The 23,995-nt window shown below is 34.3% G+C and carries 17 protein-coding genes; 6 read left to right on the top strand and 11 right to left on the bottom strand.

The features are described 5' to 3' along the window. The first annotated feature begins 28 nt into the window (after positions 1-28). The 4 genes from B6A10_RS07955 to dnaN all read left to right on the top strand — a co-directional run bounded on the left by B6A10_RS07955 (position 29) and on the right by dnaN (position 4,619). The gene (locus B6A10_RS07955) at positions 29-859 is read left to right on the top strand and encodes an SAM hydrolase/SAM-dependent halogenase family protein (protein ID WP_188220450.1); all 831 of its coding nucleotides are present in this window, start codon (positions 29-31) and stop codon (positions 857-859) included. A gap of 43 nt (positions 860-902) precedes the next feature. Next, the gene (gene gldF / locus B6A10_RS07950; protein ID WP_188220449.1) at positions 903-1,628 is read left to right on the top strand and encodes a gliding motility-associated ABC transporter permease subunit GldF; all 726 of its coding nucleotides are present in this window, start codon (positions 903-905) and stop codon (positions 1,626-1,628) included. Then, on the top strand, positions 1,628-3,313 hold the full coding sequence (gene gldG / locus B6A10_RS07945) for a gliding motility-associated ABC transporter substrate-binding protein GldG (protein WP_188220448.1): 1,686 nt from the start codon (positions 1,628-1,630) through the stop codon (positions 3,311-3,313). Before gldF ends, gldG begins: the two co-directional genes overlap by 1 nt. A gap of 187 nt (positions 3,314-3,500) precedes the next feature. Then, a complete protein-coding gene (dnaN, locus tag B6A10_RS07940; RefSeq protein ID WP_026714436.1) occupies positions 3,501-4,619 on the top strand; it encodes a DNA polymerase III subunit beta in 1,119 nt (372 codons plus the stop codon). 361 nt (positions 4,620-4,980) lie between these two features. On the opposite strand, the gene B6A10_RS07935 is transcribed toward dnaN, so the two are convergent. Continuing rightward, positions 4,981-6,753: a MutS-related protein gene (locus B6A10_RS07935; RefSeq protein WP_055092070.1), complete on the bottom strand. Its 1,773-nt coding sequence runs from the start codon at positions 6,751-6,753 to the stop codon at positions 4,981-4,983. Between the two features lie 140 nt (positions 6,754-6,893). Next, positions 6,894-7,727 (bottom strand): universal stress protein, encoded by an 834-nt coding sequence (locus B6A10_RS07930; RefSeq protein ID WP_055092071.1) that lies wholly within the window; start codon positions 7,725-7,727, stop codon positions 6,894-6,896. 146 nt (positions 7,728-7,873) lie between these two features. Here B6A10_RS07930 and mnmE point away from each other — a divergent pair, with 146 nt between their 5' ends. Beyond that, positions 7,874-9,286, top strand: a complete 1,413-nt coding sequence (gene mnmE / locus B6A10_RS07925) for a tRNA uridine-5-carboxymethylaminomethyl(34) synthesis GTPase MnmE (RefSeq protein WP_188220447.1) — start codon at positions 7,874-7,876, stop codon at positions 9,284-9,286. Positions 9,287-9,337: 51 nt separating this feature from the next. Here the strand turns inward: mnmE and B6A10_RS07920 are convergent, their stop codons facing one another. The 5 genes from B6A10_RS07920 to B6A10_RS07900 form a co-directional block, all read right to left on the bottom strand. Beyond that, positions 9,338-9,832, bottom strand: a complete 495-nt coding sequence (locus tag B6A10_RS07920) for a hypothetical protein (protein WP_188220446.1) — start codon at positions 9,830-9,832, stop codon at positions 9,338-9,340. A 9-nt stretch (positions 9,833-9,841) separates the two neighbouring features. Then, positions 9,842-10,174 carry a hypothetical protein gene (locus B6A10_RS07915; RefSeq protein WP_157502628.1) on the bottom strand — a complete coding sequence of 111 codons (333 nt, stop codon included), beginning with the start codon at positions 10,172-10,174 and terminating at the stop codon, positions 9,842-9,844. Between the two features lie 128 nt (positions 10,175-10,302). Next, on the bottom strand, positions 10,303-11,226 hold the full coding sequence (locus tag B6A10_RS07910) for a HipA domain-containing protein (protein ID WP_188220445.1): 924 nt from the start codon (positions 11,224-11,226) through the stop codon (positions 10,303-10,305). After that, on the bottom strand, positions 11,219-11,533 hold the full coding sequence (locus B6A10_RS07905; protein WP_188220444.1) for a HipA N-terminal domain-containing protein: 315 nt from the start codon (positions 11,531-11,533) through the stop codon (positions 11,219-11,221). The genes B6A10_RS07910 and B6A10_RS07905 overlap by 8 nt, the downstream gene beginning before the upstream one ends. 2 nt (positions 11,534-11,535) lie before the next feature. After that, positions 11,536-11,745 (bottom strand): helix-turn-helix domain-containing protein, encoded by a 210-nt coding sequence (locus tag B6A10_RS07900; protein WP_188220443.1) that lies wholly within the window; start codon positions 11,743-11,745, stop codon positions 11,536-11,538. 521 nt (positions 11,746-12,266) lie between these two features. On the opposite strand from B6A10_RS07900, the gene B6A10_RS07895 reads away from it, so the two are divergent. Further along, positions 12,267-16,670 (top strand): hybrid sensor histidine kinase/response regulator transcription factor, encoded by a 4,404-nt coding sequence (locus tag B6A10_RS07895; RefSeq protein ID WP_188220442.1) that lies wholly within the window; start codon positions 12,267-12,269, stop codon positions 16,668-16,670. A gap of 129 nt (positions 16,671-16,799) precedes the next feature. On the opposite strand, the gene B6A10_RS07890 is transcribed toward B6A10_RS07895, so the two are convergent. From B6A10_RS07890 to pelA, 4 genes are all read right to left on the bottom strand, one after another. Beyond that, positions 16,800-18,428, bottom strand: coding sequence for a glycoside hydrolase family 43 protein (locus B6A10_RS07890; RefSeq protein WP_317172012.1), 1,629 nt, complete (start codon positions 18,426-18,428; stop codon positions 16,800-16,802). Positions 18,429-18,549: 121 nt separating this feature from the next. Continuing rightward, a complete protein-coding gene (locus B6A10_RS07885) occupies positions 18,550-21,018 on the bottom strand; it encodes a glycoside hydrolase family 95 protein (RefSeq protein ID WP_188220441.1) in 2,469 nt (822 codons plus the stop codon). Positions 21,019-21,064: 46 nt separating this feature from the next. Then, positions 21,065-22,063 carry a pectinesterase family protein gene (locus tag B6A10_RS07880; protein WP_188220440.1) on the bottom strand — a complete coding sequence of 333 codons (999 nt, stop codon included), beginning with the start codon at positions 22,061-22,063 and terminating at the stop codon, positions 21,065-21,067. A 241-nt stretch (positions 22,064-22,304) separates the two neighbouring features. Continuing rightward, positions 22,305-23,864 carry a pectate lyase gene (gene pelA / locus B6A10_RS07875; protein WP_188220439.1) on the bottom strand — a complete coding sequence of 520 codons (1,560 nt, stop codon included), beginning with the start codon at positions 23,862-23,864 and terminating at the stop codon, positions 22,305-22,307. Positions 23,865-23,995 lie beyond the last annotated feature (131 nt).

The raw sequence follows: 23,995 nt of genomic DNA, 5'->3' as shown, positions 1-23,995 counted from the left end.
GATTTCACCAATAGTTATAAACAAAAATATGTCAATAATTACCCTTACTACCGATTACGGCTTGAAAGATCACTTTGTTGGTGCACTAAAAGGGAAAATTTTATCCGAGTATCCGGAAGCCCAAATTATTGATATTTCACACGATATAGACCCGTTTAACATTGTGGAAGCCAGTTACATCATTAGCGCTGCTTATTCGAGTTTTCCTAAGGGAACTATTCACCTTATTGGAGTCGATATGGAACTGAATAAAGAGAATCTTCACATTGTGATGCAATGGAATGATTCTTATTTTATTGCTGCCGACAACGGTATTTTAAGTATGCTTTCGCAAAAAATAGTTCCGCAAAAAATTGTCGCCATCAATATCCACGACCGGTTGCCTATTGACGCTTCGGGATTAGATGTTTTTGTAACTGTTGCCTGTCATATTGCCAGAGGTGGTTTACTGAATGTAATTGGAAGAGAAATTAGCGCCGTAAAAGAAGTTACTGAAATGAAAACGGTCGTTTCCAACGACGGTAGTACCTTGAAAGGACATGTTATTTACATTGATCATTTTGGGAATGTGGTAACCAATATTACCCGAAAACAATTTCTCGAAGTAGCCAAAGGCCGACCTTATGAAATTCATATCAAAACCAAGAATATTAAAACGATTTTGCCTAATTATTCCGCAATTGCAATTTCCGATAAATATCCTATCAAAAATTATGAAGGTGAAAAACTGGCTCTTTTTAACGAAGCCGGTTATCTGGAGATTGCTATTTTCAGAAGCAATCCTTCTAAAATTGGTTCGGCAAGTAGTTTGTTAGGATTAAATTATCGCGATGCTGTAACTATTGAATTTAAAAATTAAATTTTTCGATTAACCAAATTAACAAATACACGAATAAACATATATGAAAGCCCTATTATTACGTGAAATTAAATCCTTTTTTGGTTCGCCCATAGGTTATTTAGTTATCGCCATTTTTTTAATCATCAACGGATTATTCCTTTGGGTTTTTAATGGTGAATACAACATCCCAAATTCCGGATTTGCCGATATGACTCCGTTTTTTACTCTGGCTCCCTGGATATTTGTTTTCTTAATTCCGGCAGTAACTATGCGTAGTTTTTCAGACGAAAGAAGACAAGGAACACTTGAATTACTACTCACCAAACCCTTGTCTGTTTGGCAAATAACTAATGGAAAATTTATCGGAGCCATGTTGCTTATTTGGATGGCAATTTTGCCAACTTTTATTTACGTTCAGGTGATTTCCAGTTTAGGAATGCCCGAAGGCAATATCGATATGGGAAGCACTGTTGGTTCTTATTTTGGATTACTATTTTTAATTGCCGCTTATTCCGCCATCGGAATTTTTACTTCTACCCTATCCGATAATCAGATTGTTGCTTTCATTCTGGCGGTATTTTTATGCTTCTTTTTTTATTTTGGATTTGAAGGTTTTGCCACAATTATTCCTTCTTTTTCTTCGGCAATTTCGGCTTTAGGAATGCAAAATCACTTTAAAAGTATGAGCCGCGGTGTAATTGACACCAGAGATATGATCTATTTTATCAGTCTTACGATTGCGTTTCTTTCGTTTACTGTTTACCAACTTAAATCCTTCAAATTGTAATGACAACTGCTAAAAAAAGAAATCTTAAATCGGTATTTGTTACAATTGCAATTCTGATTATTATAAATGTAATTGGAAACTCATTTTTTCATCGGTTTGACTTAACTAAAGACCACCGATACACTCTTTCGCAAACTTCTTTAAACATTATAAAAGAGGTGAAAGAACCGCTTTCAATCAAAATTTACATGGAAGGCGAATTACCGGCCGAGTTCAGAAGACTACAACAGGAAACCCGTGAATTACTGGAAGAATTCCAGGCTTATAATTCGAATATTATTTTCGAATTTGTCAATCCTTTGGAAAATGAAAACGAAAGCATGGACAACATCAAAACCTTGTACATGAAAGGCATGACTCCGGTAAACATTACTGTAGACGACAAAGGAAAGCAATCTCAGGAAATGGTTTTCCCTTGGGCAATTGCAGTCTATCACAATAAAGAAGTTAATATTCCTTTGTTGAAAAATATCATGGGAGCTTCCACAACCGAAAAAGTGATTGGTTCCGTTCAGCATTTAGAATATTCGATAGCCGAAGCTTTGAATAAGATTACCAAAGAAAAACAGAAAAAAATAGCGGTTATCAAAGGGAACGGCGAAATTCAGGACATCCAAATTGCCAAATTTTTACTGCAAATACGCGAAAGTTACCACATTGGGCCTTTCACCTTAGATTCGGTTGCCAAAAACCCAACAGAAACTTTGGAAGCGCTAAAAAAATACGATTTAGCCATTATTGCTAAACCAACAGAAGTGTTTACAGATGCCGAAAAACAAGTGTTGGATCAATTTGTAATGAACGGCGGAAAAAGTATGTGGCTCATGGAACAAACTACTGCCGAAATGGATAGTTTATACAACGATGCCGGCGCTTCGATGGTTTTTCCTAAAAATCTGAATCTGAACGATATGTTCTTTAAATACGGAATTCGTATCAATCCGGATATTGTAAAAGACGAACAGGGAAGTCCAATTAAACTGGCTACCGGCGAACAGGGAAGCGCTACCCAATACCAATCTTTCAATTGGAAATTTGCTCCTTTAGTTTATCCGGAAAGTCAACATCCGATTGTGAAAAATCTGGGTGGAATTAAGTTTGATTTTGCCAGTCCGATAGACACTTTGAAAAACGGAATTAAGAAAACCGTTTTATTACAATCGTCACCATATTCTAAAAAAGTAGGAACACCTACCGAAATCAATTTGAATATTGTAGCCGAAGAAACCAGCCCGAATCATTATATCAATACCGGAAATCTTCCTTTGGCGGTTTTACTCGAAGGTAATTTTCATTCGGCATTTCAAAACCGTGTTTTAGCTTTTAAACAAAATAACTTTGAAGCTCAGGGCAAAAACAATAAAATGATTGTCATTTCGGACGGAGATGTTATCAAAAATCAATTGGATAAAAATTATGCGCCGGTTGAACTGGGTTACGACCAACGTTCAGGAAATTTATATGACAACAAAGATTTCCTGCTGAATTGCGTGAATTACCTCCTGGACGACAACGGACTTATTAACATTCGATCAAAGGATTTGGATTTACCATTATTGGACAAAGAAAAAGTATATGAAAATTATACCCGCACTCAGCTCCTAACTATCGGGCTTCCAATTCTAATTTTAGCTGTTTTTGGCGTTGTTTTTAGCTTTTTACGAAAACGCAAATACCGCAAATAGATGTTAATAAAAATTTTTCAATACTAGCTTTGTTTACGATATATTTGTAAAAATGTATTATTTGCAAATTCCAGTACAGAATAGCATAAAAAACAAAATAAAATCAATAAAATGGTACGGTTTACCAAAGTAAATTAGCTTAAAACCGCTATTTCATTTTGCAATAAAAAATAAATATAATCTTCATATGAAATTTATAGTATCGAGTTCGTACTTATTAAAACAATTACAAGTTTTAGGAAGCGTTATCAACAGTAGCAACACTTTGCCTATTTTGGATAACTTCTTATTTGAATTAGACAATAACGAATTAACCGTTTCTGCTTCTGATTTAGAAACAACCATGTCGGCTACTTTGTCTATCGATTCTACAAGTCAGGGAAGTGTTGCCGTTCCTGCCAAATTACTTTTGGAAATCTTAAAAACCTTCCCGGAACAGCCACTTACTTTCACCGTTGAAGAAAACAACACTATCGAAATCAGCTCTAATTCCGGAAAATACGCCTTAGCTTATGCTCCGGGAGAAGAATTCCCTAAAGCGGTAAACTTAGACGAACCATCGGTAACTTTAGTTCCTGCTGACGTTTTAGCGACTGCCGTGAGCAAAACTATTTTTGCTGCCGGAAACGATGATTTACGTCCGGTAATGTCAGGAGTATTTTTCCAATTCTCTCCGCAGGGATTGACTTTTGTAGCAACTGATGCTCACAAATTAGTAAAATATGCCCGCACCGATGTAACGGCTTCGCACGTAGCTGATTTTATCATGCCTAAAAAACCATTGAATATTTTGAAAAATATTCTGGCAACCTCAGATGCGGAAGTGAAAATTGAATACAACGATTCGAATGCTACTTTTTCTTTTGATAATTATGTACTAATGTGTCGTTTAATTGATGGGAAATATCCAAATTACGAAGCGGTAATTCCAAAAGAGAACCCAAATAAATTAATGATCGACCGTTCTCAGTTTTTGAGTTCTGTACGTCGTGTGGCTATCTTTTCGAACAAAACAACACACCAAATTCGTTTGAAAATTGCAGGTGCCGAATTAAACGTTTCTGCCGAAGATATTGATTACTCTAACAAAGCAGAAGAAAGATTAACTTGTGATTATCAGGGAGACGATATGCAAATTGGGTACAACTCCCGTTTCTTGACTGAAATGTTGACCAACTTACAATCTGACATGATTATGCTGGAAATGTCTTTGCCTAACCGTGCCGGAATTTTAACACCTGTTGATGGCCTGGAAGACGGTGAAACGGTTACTATGCTGGTAATGCCGGTAATGTTGAATAGTTAAAATTAATTTAATAAAAAAATAACGTTTTATTTTTGATATTAAAATATAATACTTATCATTGTAACATAATTCGTAATTAACCAACCATTTTTTATATTTAAAAAAACCGCGATTCCTCCTAGAAAAGCGGTTTTTTTTCATTTATAACAGCCACGAATACACGAATTAACACTAACTTTTTTTCTTTTAATTCCACTAATTCGTTAAATGCGAATAACTTTTATCTTCAACAATTACAAATAATATCGAATTTCTAAAATCCTTATTAATCATTCTACAATCTGTATGTTAGCAAAGCAATTTGTGTAATGCAAAATATATAATATTCTAAAAAAACATTCGTGAATTAGCAGCTAAAAAATCAAATAATTTCCATTTTCTTCATCAGAAAACTGGCACTTCTATTTTGACAAATACCTTTACGAAGTTTATAATCAAAATGTAGCTCTTCATTCAGGATTTCGACTTCAAAACAATTGTTAGTTAAAATCTCCGGAAATTCATTTGTTGTCAAACATACTTCGATATCATGAGTTGCAATGGCTCCGATGGCTTTTTTAATAATCAGCTTTTTCACCACTTCAATAGTTCCGTTTCTCTTATCATCAGAATTCGTTCCTCGTAAAATTTCATCCAATAAAACAAAAGAAACTTCCGCTGTGAGACTTTCCATAATTTGTTTTAAACGTTTGATTTCGGCAAAGAAATACGATTCACTATCCGACAAAGAATCCGAAAGTCGCATAGAAACCAAAACCGGCAACGGATGCACCTGTGCCTGCGTTGCACAAACTACTGAACCAGCTCCCGCCAAAACCATATTGACTCCCAAACTTCTCAAAAAAGTACTTTTACCGGACATATTCGAACCCGTTAAAATCATAAAGGATTGCGGATAAAAAACGACGTCATTCCCTACTCTTGTTTTTGGATTCAATAAAGGATGACTCAGATTAGTAAAATCAATTTTAAAATCAGTATTTAAAACAGGAAAGCAATAATCCGGATTATTATAAGCCAAATTAGCAAAGCTGTTTAATTTTTCAATTTCTCCAATAACCGTCAACCAATCTTCAAGAGCGGCTGCATGTTCTTTCTTCCAAGTCAACAAAGCCTTTAAAACATGAAAATTAAACAAAAAAGTTCCGTTGAAAACAACAGCTGTAATCAAATTGGCAATAGTATCATTTCTCGAAAATAATTCGGATAATTGTTTTAAATGAACACTTGCATTTTCTTTTTTCAGCTTCAACTGCTGCTGTAATTCCTCCAATCTTGGTGCCGAAAAATGTTCTTTTTCTATTTTCTCCAGCAAAAGTGCATACTGTCCAATTATTTTATCAATATCATCCGATTTAGCTATTTCTAACTGAATTCGTTTTAAAAACTTACCTAAAACGATCAGATTGAGGATAAACAAATAACTTAAACTCTTCAAAATAATCAAATCAGAAGTGAATAAGTAAGCTATAAACGTCATCAAAAACACAACCGGACTTATATAAGAGAAAAACAAAGTCCATTTAGGTAAAGGCTCGCTGTTAGACCGACTCCAGACCAACAAAGATTTGTAACTCGGTTCATTATCTTCGGCAACTTTGGCTAAAGCCAAAAACTCCTGACGAAATTCTATTTTTGAAGTCAACTCTTTTATTGCTTGTTGATTTTCCTGAATTTGTTTGTTAGAAGATTTTTGCAACAAACTATCCGCTAAAGTCTTTTTTCCAATGTAAGTTGCCGTTCTGTTCAAATATTGAAACAGGGAATTATTTCCAAAAATATCCAAATCATACGCATAAGGATGATGAAAATCTGTAAACTCAGCTCCATTTTCAAAAGGGATTTTTTTTCGTTCCAAAAAATCCAACTCGTCCTGATTGATATTCAAAAGTGACTGATTCAATTTTCTTTGAAACTGAAGTTGGGAATGTCTTCGCATTAACCCAATAAAAATGACCAAAAACAATCCGGAAAACAACAAATAAAAAAAGCTGTTTTGCTGGAAATAATAATATAATGACAATAAAAAAAGCGCTATGCCTCCTAATCGCAACAAACTAATTAAATTATACTTTCGATTGATTTTACTTAATTCAGCGGTAAAAAAAGAAATTTTGGACGGATATATATTCATAATTCAAAAATGAATTACAAATATAACGGAGCTTGTATTATAATTGCCCTTTTTTAGCTTAATCTTAAAAAAGTTAAAGCATAAAATTACCGAAAATTCATAAATACATTTTTAAATTTTCTAATTTTCAATCAAAAAAATCACTGAATAGGAATCGCTAAAATAGGAATATCCCAATGCGCTGCAATGTCTTTAGTTAAACTGTGATGGAACAAACTTTTAAAGAAGTTGTGTTTGTAAGCTAACATTATCAATATATCGATATCTTTAAACAAAATAAAATCAAGAATACTTTCTTTCACTTCTTCGCTGAAAACCACATTAAATTCCACCGGATCATGGGCAAATTCAGCTTCCCATTCTTTAATTGTTTCTTTGGATACATCCGAAGCATCCGTTTTAACATAGAGACATTTAACTTTGGCATTCATTTTTTTGGCAATTTCAACCACATTTTTCAAAGCCGGCTTATCTTTGGGTCTAAATCGGGTGGTAAAACCAATGTTTTTTATCGTTTTAAATTTGGCTTCAGCCGGAATACTCAACACCGGTATATCTACATCTGAAATTACCGCAGTTGTACGGGTCCCTAAGAACAGTTCAGTCCAACTTTTTTCACCTTCTGTTCCCATAACGATAAAATCGATTTTATCTTCCTGAATCGATCTTTCGATTGTTCCTAACAAATTTCCGTCCATCAACCGATGAGACATTTTTATATGACTCAAATTACGTTCCTGGGCAATAGCATGAAGTTTCGGTAATTCATCTTTAAAAAATTCAAATTGGGTCAACTCCACCGATTCGTAAATCAGCATGTAATTTTCCGGAAAATACTGGCTGTCGAAAACAGGCAAATCAAAAGCGTGTAGCAAAATCAACTCACCCTCAATGCGATTGGCAAATTCTAAAGCATGAATAAAAGCATTGGTGGCAGTTTCAGAAAAATCGGTAGGAAATAAGATGCGTTTCATTTTAAATTAGTTGTAAAATTAAACCTTAGCTAACCCAATAAAGATACAATTTTAACGCTTTAATTCCCAATAAATTATGCTTTTATGTTTTAAGTTTTAACAATACTTAACCAGATTTAGTACCTTTGCAGCCAATTCAGAAAAAAATGCTTAACAACGATTCAATAGTCGCGCTGGCCACAGCTTCAGGAACCGGAGCCATTGCCATTATACGTGTTTCCGGACAGGATGCCATCAGCATCGTGAACACTGTTTTTAAATCAATTAAAAACAAAGATTTAACGAAACAAAAATCACACACTTTGCATTTAGGGCATATAGTGGACGAGACAAAAACTTTGGATCAGGTATTGGTTTCTGTTTTCAAAGGACCTAATTCCTATACCGGCGAAAATACTGTTGAGATTTCCTGCCACGGATCGACTTATATTCAGCAGCAAATTATTCAATTATTACTAAGAAAAGGCTGTCGCATGGCCGATGCCGGAGAGTTTACGCTAAGAGCTTTCTTAAACGGAAAACTGGATTTATCCCAAGCCGAAGCCGTTGCTGATTTGATTTCGTCAGACAATGAGGCTTCACACCAAATTGCCATGCAACAAATGCGTGGTGGTTTCTCTAACGAAATCGCCAAACTACGCGAAGAACTATTAAATTTTGCTTCTCTTATAGAATTAGAATTAGACTTTGCCGAAGAAGACGTAGAATTTGCCGACCGTTCACAGTTTAATGAATTAATTAACAGAATTGAATTTGTTTTAAAACGTCTGGTAGATTCATTTGCCGTTGGGAATGTCATCAAAAACGGAATTCCGGTTGCTATTGTTGGTGAACCGAACGTAGGGAAATCGACATTGCTAAATGCTCTTTTAAACGAAGAACGTGCTATTGTTTCAGACATTGCCGGAACGACTCGCGACACTATTGAAGATGAATTAACTATTGGAGGTATTGGTTTCCGATTTATTGATACTGCAGGAATTCGCGATACTCAGGATGTGGTGGAAAGCATCGGAATCAAGAAAACTTTTGAAAAAATCGAACAGGCTCAAGTTATTTTGTATTTAGTTGATGGTTGTCAGTTGTCAGTTGACGGAAAATTAGATAATTTACTGGTTGAAATCAACAGAACACAAAATCAATACCCTCAAAAACCGATTTTAATTCTTATTAATAAAAAAGACTTGCTCTCTGATAAGCTACTACATACTATAGAGACAAAACTAGCAACTAACAACCAACAACTAGCAACTCTATTCATTTCCGCCAAACAAAACGTTGGGGTTGAAGAATTAAAAAACCAACTGCTCTCTTTTGTCAACACCGGTGCTTTACGCAATAACGAAACAATCATTACCAATACAAGGCATTACGATTCTTTACTTAAAGCTTTAGAAGAAATACAAAAAGTAAAATTCGGTCTGGAAACAAGTCTTTCAAGTGACCTGATGGCATTAGATATTAAAGAAGCTTTGTATCATTTTGGAATGATTACCGGACAAGTGACTAATGATGAATTGCTTGGGAATATTTTTGCTAATTTTTGTATCGGAAAGTAATTAGAAGTTAGAAGCTCGATTCAATTTCTTTGAAAACATCAAGGTTAGAAATTATTCATCATCTGAATCAAAAAAATCGTCTGGATCAAACGGAATATCATCATCCGGGTCTTTGTCGTGTGCGCTAACTCCCGGCGGGTTAAACAATCCCCAACGGTCTATGATATAATTCCAAGAATCAAATCCAGTAACCCAATCTACAAATAACAGGCGAAATTCTTCAATAGTTTTGCGTAATAATTCAATATAATCAAGTTCTTTACAACCTTCTTCAAAACGCAAACTTCCTGCCTGAACATACAATTCCCGAGCTGCTTTGCGAATAAGCGCAGCATTTTCCATTTTTAGATCATACAAACCTACTCCACTAGCCCCGGCAATTTTAGCCGGAATGAGATAGGCATTTTCCATCATATAGCGCACGGAGGTTTCCTGCAAAAACTCATTTTCTTTTGGGACAGTTTCAACCAAACCTCTGGTAATTTGCAGGATTTGCTCAGCCTTTTGATACAAAGGCATCTTTAAAAGTTCATCTCTATTTTGCATATATTTTATTTAGAAATCATCACTTATTAATGGTTTCTTATCCAAATCCACCACCCAATCACTAACTTCATAACTAAACCATTCGTTAAAGGTTTTAAAGTCTCGTTTTTGTGGCCAGTCGACTTCATCTGTCCAAATACCTTCCAGTTCCAATTCAAAAATTATTTTGTAATACTTTTCAACTAAGGTTATTGGGTCATCAAAATTTTCTTGAGTCAAATAAGTTTTGGATTCGCCCAAGATATTTTCATCCATTTGAAAATCTGGAGTTAGTTGATTGTTCCAGTCTACAAATGGTTTTTTGTAATTGATAGTAATAGCAGAGCGGTTATAAACTTTCATATTATTGCGGTTTAATATTATTTCAGTAAGTATTACCAAAAAAGCCTCTTCCAAAAACACAACTAATTCCCAAATTTACAACTATAATAACAGTAAAAAAAAATCTGAACTAATGAATATCCTTTTTGCTAAAACCTTCCTGCTCTATTTTCCAACAACTCCAAATATTTTTCTTTCATATCCTCTGATAGAAAAGAAATTTCAAGTAGCTCCTTCCATTTAGGAGTTGCTTTTTTCATTTGATTTAGAATAGCATTTATCGTTTTTTCATTCAACAAGAGTTTTTCTTTAGCGTAATAATCTATTAAATCAGCTGCTTTTAAATTACTTTTTTTTCCTTTCAGCATAAGTGCAATTTCTTCCTCAGGATTTTTAATCGCAATCGTAGAATTTAGAAAGTCATATATTGGAGTGAGTGTCGTTTTACCTTTTTGGGTTATCAACGAAAAGTTCTTTAAGTGCATATCTTCATTTCCGGTAACATAACAAAAAAGGATTCTTTTAAAAAAATCAGCTTTTTCAATGACAGGAAAAGAGCAATATTCATCCAATACAGGAATCAGTTTTTCCATCGTAAAACGGTATTTTGTATCTCTGGTATTCCCTGTCAATTGAGCAAAATCTTCTGTTGCCCATTTTTTTCCTTTGCCGTAGCGATCAAAACGTTTAATAAAATAAGACAAACTACCATCTTTAGCATATAGCATGCCATGAAATGGTACTTCTAAACCGAAAGCTTTAGCCATTCTCATGGTTACATCTTCGTTTTCGGGTAATTGTGGGAACAAATCATTTTGTGGCTTTATGATGTAAGTTCCAAATTGATCCACAATTTTAAATTCCTGGTCTATTATCGAAACAGCTGCACTAAGCTTTGGTTGTACTCCCTGAATAGATAGCTTTTTGGCTCTGTTAGCAGCTTCCTGACGAAGTTCTGCAGCTGTATAAGGTAAATCGTTTAAATGCGTTAATTTAGGAGCTATCAAGTGGATTCCTTTTTCGCTGTATTTATTCGTTCCGCACAATTCATATGTTATTGGACATCTATTCATCTTTCATCAATCTAACCGTTACAGCTCCCACTAAATCATTTCCTGTGGCAAGCAATTGAGAAAAATAATCCGTTTTGTCAATTTTTGCAATACGCAATAAACCTTCTAGCATAATGCCTTCAGGTAACAAACCTTCAAAAAACGGAGGAAATGATTTAAAACCGTATTTTCTGTGATTTACAGGCATGGTTAATGAAACCGCAGCACCTTGATAATTTTCATCATACTCAAAATAATATTCATTAGCATTTATTTCTGTTAAAATTCCTGCTCTGTTTCCATGTACAAATACAATTGCCTGTCTCATAATTATTTATTTATAGAACTTTTGAATTCTATTTTAATATTCAGTACTTTGAGTACTGCCAATAGATTGTTCCAACGAACCGTTTCTTTATTTTTTTCAATATCAAAAACAGTTGTTTTCCCTACTCCTGCTAAGTTGGCTAGTTCGATTTGTGTCAATCCTGCTTTTTTTCGATGCTCTTTAATAAAAGCTCCTAAATCAAAACCATTCATTTTTTACTGTTTTTACGGTAAAAATAATCATTTTATAGATATAAACGTATGTTTTTCATTTAAACATCACAATATTACTGCTATAACGGTAAAATAAAAGATTAAAAAGTAGTATTCGTTAACAAAAAAATAAAAAAATAGCTTAATTACTGTTATGACGGTAAAATTAGATTTAGTATCAGAATTGGAAAGGATAACACAACAATACAAACAAAATCATTTCTTTTTAAATGCTGTTTTTCTAAGAAAAACGAATACTTTAACCATCAAAAATTCATTTTATTATCTAAATCAAAAAATTTAATAATGAGGTGAAATTGTAAAATCCCCTACCTTTTTATGCAAAACAACACCGTTATAAAAAGGCATTCAAGGCTATTTTTACTTGTTTGCAACTTTAACAATTTATGCACATTTTTAGAAAAGTAAACAGTTAAGCTGTATCTTTCCACCTACTATAAAATTAACTTAAAATTTTATTATCCTATTTTTTATTAAACCTCCAAAAGGACAATTACAAAATGAAAATAACATTGCTTAAAAACTATTTAATCATTTTATTTCTGTTATCTCTAACTAAAATAGCACATAGTCAGGAAAACTGTTCTTTCGAAAATTATCTCGTTGAAGACGGACTCCCACACAATATCATCAATCAAGTTATACAGGATAAAAAAGGCTTTATTTGGCTGGCAACCACAAACGGTTTAAGCAAATACAACGGTTATACTTTCCAAAATTTTATAACAACTGCCAAGAACAAAGTATTAATGAAAAACAATCGTATCAATTGGATTGTGGAAGATTATTACGGACGTATTTGGATGAAAGCTTTTGCCAATGAAACAAAAGCTTATTGTTTTGATCCAAAAACAGAAACGTTTTGGGGAACCGAATTAATCCAAAACATCCCAGATAACAATTTCGAAATCAAAAAAATAGCACCTAATAAATCTGGTTTCGTATGGTTACTTTCAAAAAATAATGGCGCTATATTAATAACCGATAAAAACTATTCTAACAAAATCTACCATACTCAAAAGCATACTTTAAACACCAATATTATCAACGATGTTTTTGAAGACCGTCAAAAAAATTCCTGGCTCTTAACCGACAAAGGGATTGCGGCGATTGGATTCCATAAAACAAACGAAAAACCTTTCTATTTAATTCCCAAAAACAACACTTCAAATGCGTTTTACTCGGCCGTAGAACTGGATGATGAAATTTGGTTTGGAGGAAGCAACGGAATTATCATCAAATATGATAAAGGAACCAAAAATTACCGTACTCAAAAATTAGAACTCAATGCCAATGTTGTCAAAATTGAAAAGTTAGATAAGCAAAGAATTTTAGCCTTTACCGACCAAAAAGGTTTTTGTACCATAAATATTTTTACGGGTCAAATAGAAAACTACAATTCGACAAATTTTCCACAATTAAATACAAAAAACCTCAGCTATGTTTACCTTACAAAAGGACAACTGTTATGGTTTATAAACAAAGATAATCTGGGAATATCGCTGTTTAATTTTAAAACCAAACAATTAAAATATTTCTCTGCAAAAACCGATATTTTTTCGGCTACATTTGGCCCAACTCTTCCTATGGTTTTAACCGACTCTAAAGGTGATGTTTGGGTTCAGCCACGCGGTGGTAATTTTTCTAAATACGATCCGGTAAAAAATGAATTAATCCCATTTACAGCATCTTCGTCTTATTTTCCTAATGGTAATTTCAATAATAATTTCCACATTGCTTTTTTTGACAAACAGGGAAATCTTTGGTACAATACCCAAACTAATGGTGTTGTAAAAGTAGTTTTTAGTCAGGCTAATTTCAAAGCATTACACACTCATAATCCGACAATTCCAACCATCCGAAATGATGTCAGAGCTTTATTTCAGGATAAAAACAAAAATATCTGGGTCGCTACTAAACAAAATCAGATTATTATTTATGACAAAAAACTAAATCGAATTGGTCATTTGTCACCAAACGGTCACCTACAAAATAATGTTACCTGGCAAAAAGCTGTTTATAATATTATGCAGGATTCTCAATCAAATATATGGATTGGAACCCGCGGAAACGGAATTTATAAACTTACTCCAAAAGACCAAAATTATAATTTCACTGTAAATCATTATACTCATAACAGTACTAATCCTTATAGTTTGAGCAACGACAATATCTACTCCATTTTTGAAGATAAAACCCGAAAAATTTGGGTAGGAACATGGGGAGGTCTGAATCAAATTTCTTCCATAAACCAATCTGTACGTTTTATCAACACCAATAATCAATGGAAATCCGATTTATTAAAAAAACACATTAATATCAGATGTATTTCGCAGGATGCAAAAGGCTTAATGTATATTGGAAGCACCACGGGGCTTTTAGTCCTAAATCCTTCTAAAAATCTGAATTCGACAGAAAACATAACTATTTACGAAGTTACCAAAAGCGACAAAAAATCCTTAAACAGCAATGACGTTATTGATCTATGTATTGCTAAAAATGGAAAAACTTTTATTGCAACTGCCGATGGCGGAATTAGCCGGGTTTTAACAAAAAATTCATTAGGCTACCCTCTTACTTTTAAAAATTATACTTTAAAAGACGGGCTTCCTTCCAATAACATTCTTTCGATGATAGAAGATAATGATGGAAAACTATGGATTACAACAGATTATATTTTAATGCGTTTCAATCCGGCTGACGAACGCTTTGAAGTTTTTACCGATGTAAAACCGATCATGTCTTATAAAAATTTTACCGAAGCAACACGAGTAAAACTAGACTCCGGAGAATTGCTGTTTGGCTATTCTGAAGGCTTTCTTCATTTTTTTCCTGACCAAATAAAACCAAATAACTTCAAACCTTATCTGGCGTTAACCGCATTGCAACTATTCAACCAGCCAGTGGCTATCAACGAGACTTCTCCACTAAAATTTACATTAGATGATAGCCAAAATATAACACTGAAACACAATCAAAATTTCTTTAACATTCAATTTGCTGCTCTGGATTACATCAATCCAAGGAACATCAAATATGCCTATAAACTCGAAGGTTTTGACGAAAACTGGAACTATGTACACAAACAGAGAACCGCTTTTTATACTAATGTTCCAAAAGGGACTTATACCTTTAATGTAAAGTCAACCAACAGTCAGGGCTATTGGGTAAACAATCAAAGAAGTATTACTATTGAAGTCAAACCGGCTTTATGGAATACAACGGTGGCTTATATCCTTTATGCTTTATTGTTTGTTGGTATCATTTATCTCATCAATCGCACGGTACTTACTATTTACAGCTTAAAAACTGCTGCAAAAAATGAAAAAGAAATATTTGATTTAAAACAAAAATTCTTCATCGATATTTCCCACGAATTACGTACTCCCTTAACCCTGATTACTGGCCCAATTGAGTATTTAATAAACGACAACCGAACTCCGGAAATTATAAAAAAACAATTGTCTTTTGTGGCTCAAAGCACCAATAGATTACAAAGATTAGTAAATCAAATTTTGGATTTCAGAAAAATTCAATATCAAAAATTGAAAATTTCAGAGATTAATCTCATCGAATTTGTTAGCGATATTTTTAATAATTTTTTCGAAATCGCTCAGGAAAGAAACATTAAGTATCAATTAGAAATTGAAGGTGAAGACATCAAATTATGGGCCGATCATAGCGCTTTGGAAAAAATCATCATGAACCTTTTGTCCAATGCTTTCAAATATACTCCGGATAACAAATCCATCACTGTTTCTATCAAAAAAACGGAAAAAAATATAATACTGACCGTTGTTGACGAAGGAATTGGAATTTCCGAAGAACACCAACAAAGTATTTTTAATCGTTTTGCATCTTTCAACAAAAATGAAAATAACCCAAGCACCGGAATCGGATTAGCATTAGTTAAAGAATTAGTAGAAAAACATCAGGGTGAACTCTATTTTGAAAGTCAAACCAACAAAGGAAGTACATTTTCAATATTATTTAAAACCGGAAACAGCCATTTCACCGATGATGTAGAATTTATTAGTAAAGAAGCTATTCAGGATACGGAGGAACGAAATTTAATCAAAACCCAACCTATCGCACTGTACAAAAATCAGGAAAATTCAAGCGAAAAAATTAAAGTTTTAATTGTTGAAGATGATTTAAAACTGTTGACATTCATCAAAAATATTCTTGAAGAAGATTATGAAATACTAGAAGCCGAAAACGGAGCTATTGGTTATCAAAAAACACTGGATAACTCGCCGGACTTCATTATTAGTGACATTATGATGCCGGTAATGGACGGAGTTGAATTTCTGAAAAAAATCAGAACCAATATCGAAACCAGTCATATTCCGGTTATTCTTTTAACTGCCAAAACAACTATCGAAAGTAAATTAGAAGGACTTTCCTATGGTGCCGACGATTATATAACCAAACCTTTTAGCGTTGCTTACCTCAAAGCCCGAATTATTAATTTGCTGGAACAACGCAAAAGATTGCAAAGCATTTTTGATGCCTATGACAAACCTGAAAACGAAACCAAAGAATACGATCCGAAGCCTTATTTAATTACCGATCAGGATGAACAAATTATGCAAAAAGTAATGCAGATTATCGAAGAAAACATGGATAATAATGGCTTTTCAGTTGAAGATTTGGGAACAATAATCGGGCTTAACCGAACTTCTTTTAACAACAAAATTAAAAGTCTCACCGGCTTTACTCCGGTAGAATTCATCCGGGATATTCGTATCAAAAGAGCCGCACAATTACTTACAAACAGTCAATTACTTATCAAAGAAATTGCTTACATGACGGGATTCTCAGATATTAAATATTTCAGTAAAACTTTTAAAAATAAATACGGTCAAACTCCAAGTGAATATCGTAATTCTAAGAACGATTAATTAGCAAAACAGCTTAAATTAAAACATTAAACAATCTAAACAACCATTTTATTATCAGTATTATAAATAAAAAAAGTATTGACTTTAGAAATTTAGTCAATACTTTTTTTATACTATAAATCAGGATAATTAGTTTTTAGTAAACCGAATCCAATCTATATTGCTATAACCCGCATTATTGATAATACCTTCTCTTAAAGCCACAAAACCTAGTTTTGCACCAATCCAGGTTCCTTCTGATGCTTTAAATTCCGAACCCGCTTTCATGAATTTTTTATTGTCATAGCTATAATAAAATTGACACAAAGCTCCTTTTTCCACTTTAACTCTGAAATAAAGCGAACCAGAATTCAAATCGGCAATTTCGGTTATTTTTTCCGCTTTTCCTTTATCAGCCTGATTGCCTGTTGCCTGAATCAATTTTAATTTCCCTGCAATTTGTTTTACAGCAAGATAACTATAACTTCTTCCCATTACCAAAAATCCAAATTCTTCATTATCAAAATTTGGCGTAAAATCAAATTTGGTTGTAGCCGTAAACTCCTCAGCCGGAAATTTTTGAGCCAAAATATTTGACACCTGCCATAAACTCACATAATTTTCCGGTTTTGGAATACAATTGAGTCTAAAAAAGCCCATTCCCGCCGATGGATAACCCCAAACTAAATTTTTATTAGCGTGCCATTGCCATTGCAACCCCTGACTTGGTAAATTAAATTCATCCGAATCCGGAGGTGTTGCCAATGGATAAGTTGCTCCAACATTTGGTTTTTTATAAGTCGAAACAGGCTCTCCTATTCCATTTTTATCATAATCTACTCCCATAACCGGCCAGTTATCTTTCCAGCTCATCGGATTTAAATGGACTACGCGACCATAAGCCCCCTGATCCTGAAAATGAATAAACCAGTCTTCTCCCGTTACCGTATCTACCCAAGCTCCCTGATGTGGGCCATTGATATTGGTTTTACCCTGTTCTAAAACAATTTTCTCTTCATAAGGACCATAGATGTTTTTGGAACGTAAAATCAACTGCCATCCTGTTGCTACTCCTCCAGCAGGTGCAAAAACATAATAATAGCCGTTTCTCTTATAAAATTTTGGCCCTTCTACCGTAGTATGATTTGTATGTCCATCAAACAAAATAATATCATCATCATTAGCCTGAGTACCCTCAATATTCATAGAACACATCATTAAAACACTCTTCGTTCCGGCGCGACTGCCCGCCAAGGCATAACCTAAATAGGCTTTCCCGTCTTCATCCCAAAATGGAGCCGGATCGATAATTCCTTTTCCGGGTTTTACTAAAATAGGTTCACTCCATTTCTCCTTAGGATTTTTGGTTTTAGTCATATAAATTCCATAATCCGGATCCGGATAAAAGATGTAAAACTCCCCATTTTGATAACGAATACAAGGTGCCCAAACACCATTTCCATGTTGTACTTTATCAAAAACATCAAAAGGCGGTTGTTTAGGTAAGGCATAATTGATTAATTCCCAATTGACCATATCATTAGAATGCAAGATTGGTAATCCGGGAATACAATTGAAAGACGAAGCAGTCATATAGTAATCTTTACCTACTCGGCATACATCCGGATCGGAATAATCGGCATAAAGAACCGGGTTTTTATATTTTCCATTTCCTAAATCGGAAACCCAAACTTCTGAAACATTTTTTTTATCATTTTGAGCATAAATACTTCCCATTAAGGATAGCATTACTAACGATGTGAATTTTAACTTTCTCACTAAAAAATTATTTATTTAAATTAATAATAAAGGGCGAAACGACTGCAACAAATGTAACTAAAGTTGTTTCCCCACAACAACCATTTTATATTTTGCTTATAAAAAGCTCTATTTTAAAACTTTAACTCACTTCAAAACTATACGTTTTTCCAGCTTCAGTTTCAAAATCATACAGCTTAGTTTCAGGTGATTTATAACCTTTTAAAGCTGCTTTTTCTGAAATCAAAGGTGTTTTAATTTGTTCAACTTTGTAAAAAACGTTTGAGTTTTCTCCTTTGGCTTCCTCTAATTTTATATCGCCCACTAAAATAACATCAGATGCCACACGCAATCTGCAATTTCCTCCTAAAGCCGACTTTACAATCAGTTTTTTTAGTTTTCCATTTTCCCATTCGATAGCCACTTCAAAACCTCCTCTGGCTTTTAAACCCGTTACTTTTCCGTTTTTAAAATCATCCGGCAACGCAGGAAGCAGATAAATAGCCCCATCGTAACTTTGCAGTAACATTTCGGTAATTCCGGCAGTACAACCAAAATTTCCATCAATTTGGAACGGCGGATGTGCATCTAAAAGATTTGGATAAGTTCCTCCCTGCTGCCCTTTGGTTTCCATTGGTGCCGGACTTAGCTGGTCTTTAATCAATTTAAAAGCACGGTTTCCGTCTAATAATCGTGCCCACCAATTTACCTTCCAGCCCATAGACCATCCTGTGGAAACATCGCCTCTGGAAATCAAAGTGTTTTTAGCTGCTTCAATTAATTGAGGTGTCTTAAATGGTGAAATTTGTCCTGAAGGAAACAAACCATACAAATGTGAAATATGGCGATGATGATCGTTGGGTTTGTCCCAATCATGCAACCATTCCTGTAATTGTGACATTTTTCCAATTTGCATTGGAGGCAATCTTTTAATAGCTACAGCAACCGAATCAACAAATGGAGTATCTTTTTCTAAAACTTTAGAGGCATTGATAATATTATTAAAAACATCAAAAACCAATTGATTATCCATCGTGGTTCCGGCTGTGACCCCTACACTACTTTCATAAGTGTTTTCGGGAGACATCGAAGGTGCAACCACCAACCATTTGTGCTCCGGCTCTTCCTGAAGTACATCCAGATAAAATTGGGCCGCCCCTTTTAAAACCGGATAATATTCCTTTAAAAATGCTTTATCTCCTGTGTACAAATAATGTTGCCACAAATGCTGAGTAAGCCAAGCACCCCCCATTGGCCAAAGACCATAAAAACCACCGTCAACCACTCCGGTTATGCGCCACAAATCGGTATTGTGATGCATATTCCAGCCACGGGCATGGTACATTTCGCGGGCACTTTCCTGTCCGGTTTCGGCTAAATCTTTCAACATACTAAATAAAGGCTGATGCATTTCGCTCAGATTGGTTATTTCGGCAGGCCAATAATTCATTTCAGTATTAATGTTCACCGTGTATTTACTGTCCCATGGCGGCGATAATTTATGATTCCAAATTCCCTGAAGATTAGCTGGCTGATTACCCGGCTGTGAACTTGAAATCAACAAATACCTTCCAAACTGAAAATAAAGCGCTACTAATTGCGGATCATAAGAAGTTCCAAATTCCTTAATCCTTACATCTGTTGTTTTATCAGATTGGGGAGAATCGCCCAAATCTAATGTTACTCTGTTGAAATATTTTTGATAGGCCGCAACGTGATTTTGAAGCGATTCAGAATATGTTTTCTTAGAAGCCTTTGCTAAAACGTCCGCATTTTTCTCAGAGGGATTGGCTGATAAATCTTTATAATTTTTAAAATTAGTCGCTATCGCAATTCGGATAATTACCTCATCAGCATCCTTAATGGTTAACTTATCAGCAGTCGCAGTTAGTTTTCCACCTTGTAAAGTACAGGCCGCTTCTCCTACAAATTTTATTTTGCCTGTTTTATTATCAGCACTTCCTGATGTTCCTTCAAAAAATAATTTATTCTGCTGAGTTCTAAAATTGTTCAACAGTTGCGGACTGGTTGCTGACAACGAAAAACTAATACTTTTTTTCTTATCTGCGGTGAGTTTCACGATAATCACATCGTCAGCAAAAGAAGCAAAAACTTCCCTTTTATACGTTACGCCATTTGCTTTATAACCTACCGATGAAACCGCTTTTTCAATATCTAAATCACGTTTGTAATCAGAAAACTTTTCATGACCGGGAAATTCAATCCATAAACTACCAACAGTTTGATACGGCATTCCGTAATTAAGATTAGCAGGTGCTTGTCTCGGAAAAGTTGTGTTGGCTAAATCCTGAGCTTCTTTATTTTTACCCGCAAAAAGTAACTTCCTAATTTCTTCAATATTTGGATAAACATTTTTAGGTACATTATTTCCCGGTTCACCCGCCCAAACGGTTTCTTCATTCAATTGCAGTTCTTCCTTTTGAGGATTTCCAAAAACCATAGCACCTAAACGACCATTCCCCAAAGGTAAAGCCCCGTTCCAGTTGGTCGCCGGCTTGTCGTATTGTAATTTTAATTTTTGTTGGGCATTTCCCTGAAAAACACTTATAGACAAGACTAAACTACTTGCAATAATCTTAATTCGATTCATTTTTTATATTTTATGAAATTAACACGACATTCTTAATTGCTAAGACCTACAAAACAGGAAACCAATCTTTAAAAATGACATTCAGCGTATATTGATTAGTAAATTGTTCTGATGTTAATAAATGAGACCAACTCACACGTGAAACCGTATTTCCTCCGGTGCCTGTAGATTGATACTCGGCATAGAAAGTGGTAGTTTCTGCTTCCGGTTTACCCCAGTTGTTCCAACCTTCTGGTTTAATATGTGCAGCCATTTCGCATTGAATAAAAACTGTTTTAGCATAAGGTCGCCAGGGTCTTCCTAAATAATAGCTGCTATTTTCTGAATTCGTAGTCAATTTGCAATTTAAAAATACCAAACCATAGCGAGTGTTTTCCAAAGTGCTAGCGGCGGTTAAATAACCAGCTGTTGCTTTTGCAAAAATTTCACACTGATCAAAAACTGCCGTTGAAGCTCCAAAAATAAAATCGACAGTTCCTTCTATATAACAATTTTTATAATACTGTCTGCTTGTGGCACTACGAGGATACAGCGTATCCTGAAACCCCAGAAATTTACAATTATCAAAAATAATTTTATCCCCATCAACCCTCACGGCTACCGCCTGACCTACAGGTCCTGATGAATTTTCGAAAGTGATATTCTGAGCTTTAAAATTATCTGCTGTAACAATAAAACTGGCTGAACCGGATGTGCCAATATCTTTTCCTTCACTATTTTTCTTGGAAGCATAATCATCATAAGTAAGAATAACATTTTCTTTACTTTCTCCAATTAAGCTAATGTTATTCTTATCCTTGATTACTTCCAATTTCTCTTTATAAACACCATTTTTTATTAGAATTCTGGTCTCCTTTGTTTTGAGAAAAGCTACTGCATTCAAAGCTTCTTGTACGGTTTTATAATTACCGCTTCCGTCCTGAGCAACCACTATGTCGTATTTAACTTTTTCTATTTGGATTTTAGCTTTTCGAAAATTATCAGCTGCTTCTGCTGAAAAACTACTCATTAAAAACACAGAAGCTATTAAAAAATTTAAAATCATTATTTTTTATATTTTTATTAATATTGATTAAGACAAAATCATCTCTTTACAAAATTATTTTTTGATAAGCTGTATTTGCTAGTTTAACAAATGTAAAAACTACTTTATCGAAATACTGGGGATAAAAAACAATTTGGATGGGGACATATTGCTCCATATTAAAATAATTAGAAAAAGACAAGTAAATTTTATAACTTTATTTACTATCTTTTTCTAATTAATAAAAACGCTTATACCTTGCTTATAAGCCATTTTTTGACTTCCAATTTGGATAATCTGTACTGATTAATGTTAAAGCCCAAGTTCCATACCAGGCATAACCAACTCTTCTTTCATTATCGATTTCTGCCAAAGTTGTTTTTGGAATTCCGTCACGTCCGCAAAACATAGGCAAATTGTTGGTTAAATCATAAAACCTTGCCCAGATAACATTTCCGGGAGAAGAAACCACAATGACATCCTGACCCGTAGGTTGAGAAGCATCATTAATTTTTTGAGTTGTAATATCAAATAATTTAGCGCCGTTAAACCAATCCATCGCATCTTTTATGGCTTGTTTTACTGCTGCTGAAGGTTGTTCAACCAACATTAAAACCTTTACAACTCCCACCGATTCCGAACCACTAAAAGAAGGTAATTCGTAAGCTCTGGCCAAAGCAGGTTGTAAAGTAACCTCATCATGCTGCGCGCACCAAACTGTTTTTTTTCCTTTATAAGTAATCTGTGTTTGTAAAATAATATCGATTCCTTTATTAAAAGCGGTAACTGCATTATTCTTATAGTTAGGATTAACTAAATCCATGTTGTTTTTTCCTTTACTAATGTCCCACATCAAATTCATCACATTAGCCATCGCATTATCATTATAGGTTATCTGATGTCGGTAACCACTTTTATCCGGATAATACTGTGGCCAACCACCATTAGCATATTGTGCTAAAAACAAATAATCAATGGCTTTTTCGGCTGCTAATAAATAATTAGGATTCTGAGTTGTTTTATAGTCGGCTAATAACCATCTTAACTCCGTTACCACATGACCATTATCTATCGTGGTATCAGTATTATTTTTTGAGGCCAAAGCAGTAGCTTTTTGTTGATCTGTTTGCACCAAATTGTAATCATTTAAATCCGGAACTGCTTTTCCCCATCCGCCGTTACTTCTTTGCCACAATAAAATACTTTCTCCTCTTACTGTGGTAGCATACGTTGCTGTCACTCCTGAAATAGTAATCTGAATTTGCGAACTTTTTCCGCTTCCGTCTGTTGCTGTGGCAGTAACGGTAACCGTTCCGTTTAATCTTGGTGTTAATAATCCGTCAGCATTTACAGTAGCAATAGCCTGACTGGAAGTTGTCCAAGTAAGTGTTTTGTTGCTGGCATTTTCAGGGCTAATTTGAGAAGTCAACTGCAAAGGTTGTCCATTAGTAATCGATACATTGGTTATGGAAATACTTTGAATCAATACCGCAGCTGTTGTTATTCCGGAAACGGTATAGGTTTTATCTCCTTTACTAGCTGAGCCGTCTTTGGCAGTGGCTGTAACTTTTACAGTTCCGTTTTTAAGTCCGGTCAAAAGTCCGGTTTCTGAAATTACAGCCACACTTGGGTCAGAAACACTCCAAGTAAGTTCTTTGTTTGTGGCATCTGTAGGCAACACTGTTGCAGTTAATTGTTTTGGTGTACTTGTTAGAGAATTATCACCATTAATGACAATTGTTTTTACCTGTACTTCTCCTAAAGCATCTTTAGAACAGGAAACAAATAAAGTACAACACATGAAAATTATAAGTTTTTTCATTTCGTAGATTTTTTTCAATCAAAAAAGTAGATCGATTATTTAAAATAATAATTTTTAAATTCAGGAAGTATTAAAAGAGGCATGCATATAAATAAGCATGCCTCAAAAAAACTAAAAACTAACTATTTTTA

This window comes from Flavobacterium pokkalii, from assembly GCF_014596575.1.
Taxonomy (GTDB): domain Bacteria; phylum Bacteroidota; class Bacteroidia; order Flavobacteriales; family Flavobacteriaceae; genus Flavobacterium; species Flavobacterium pokkalii.
This window is presented reverse-complemented; position numbering and strand designations above follow the sequence as displayed.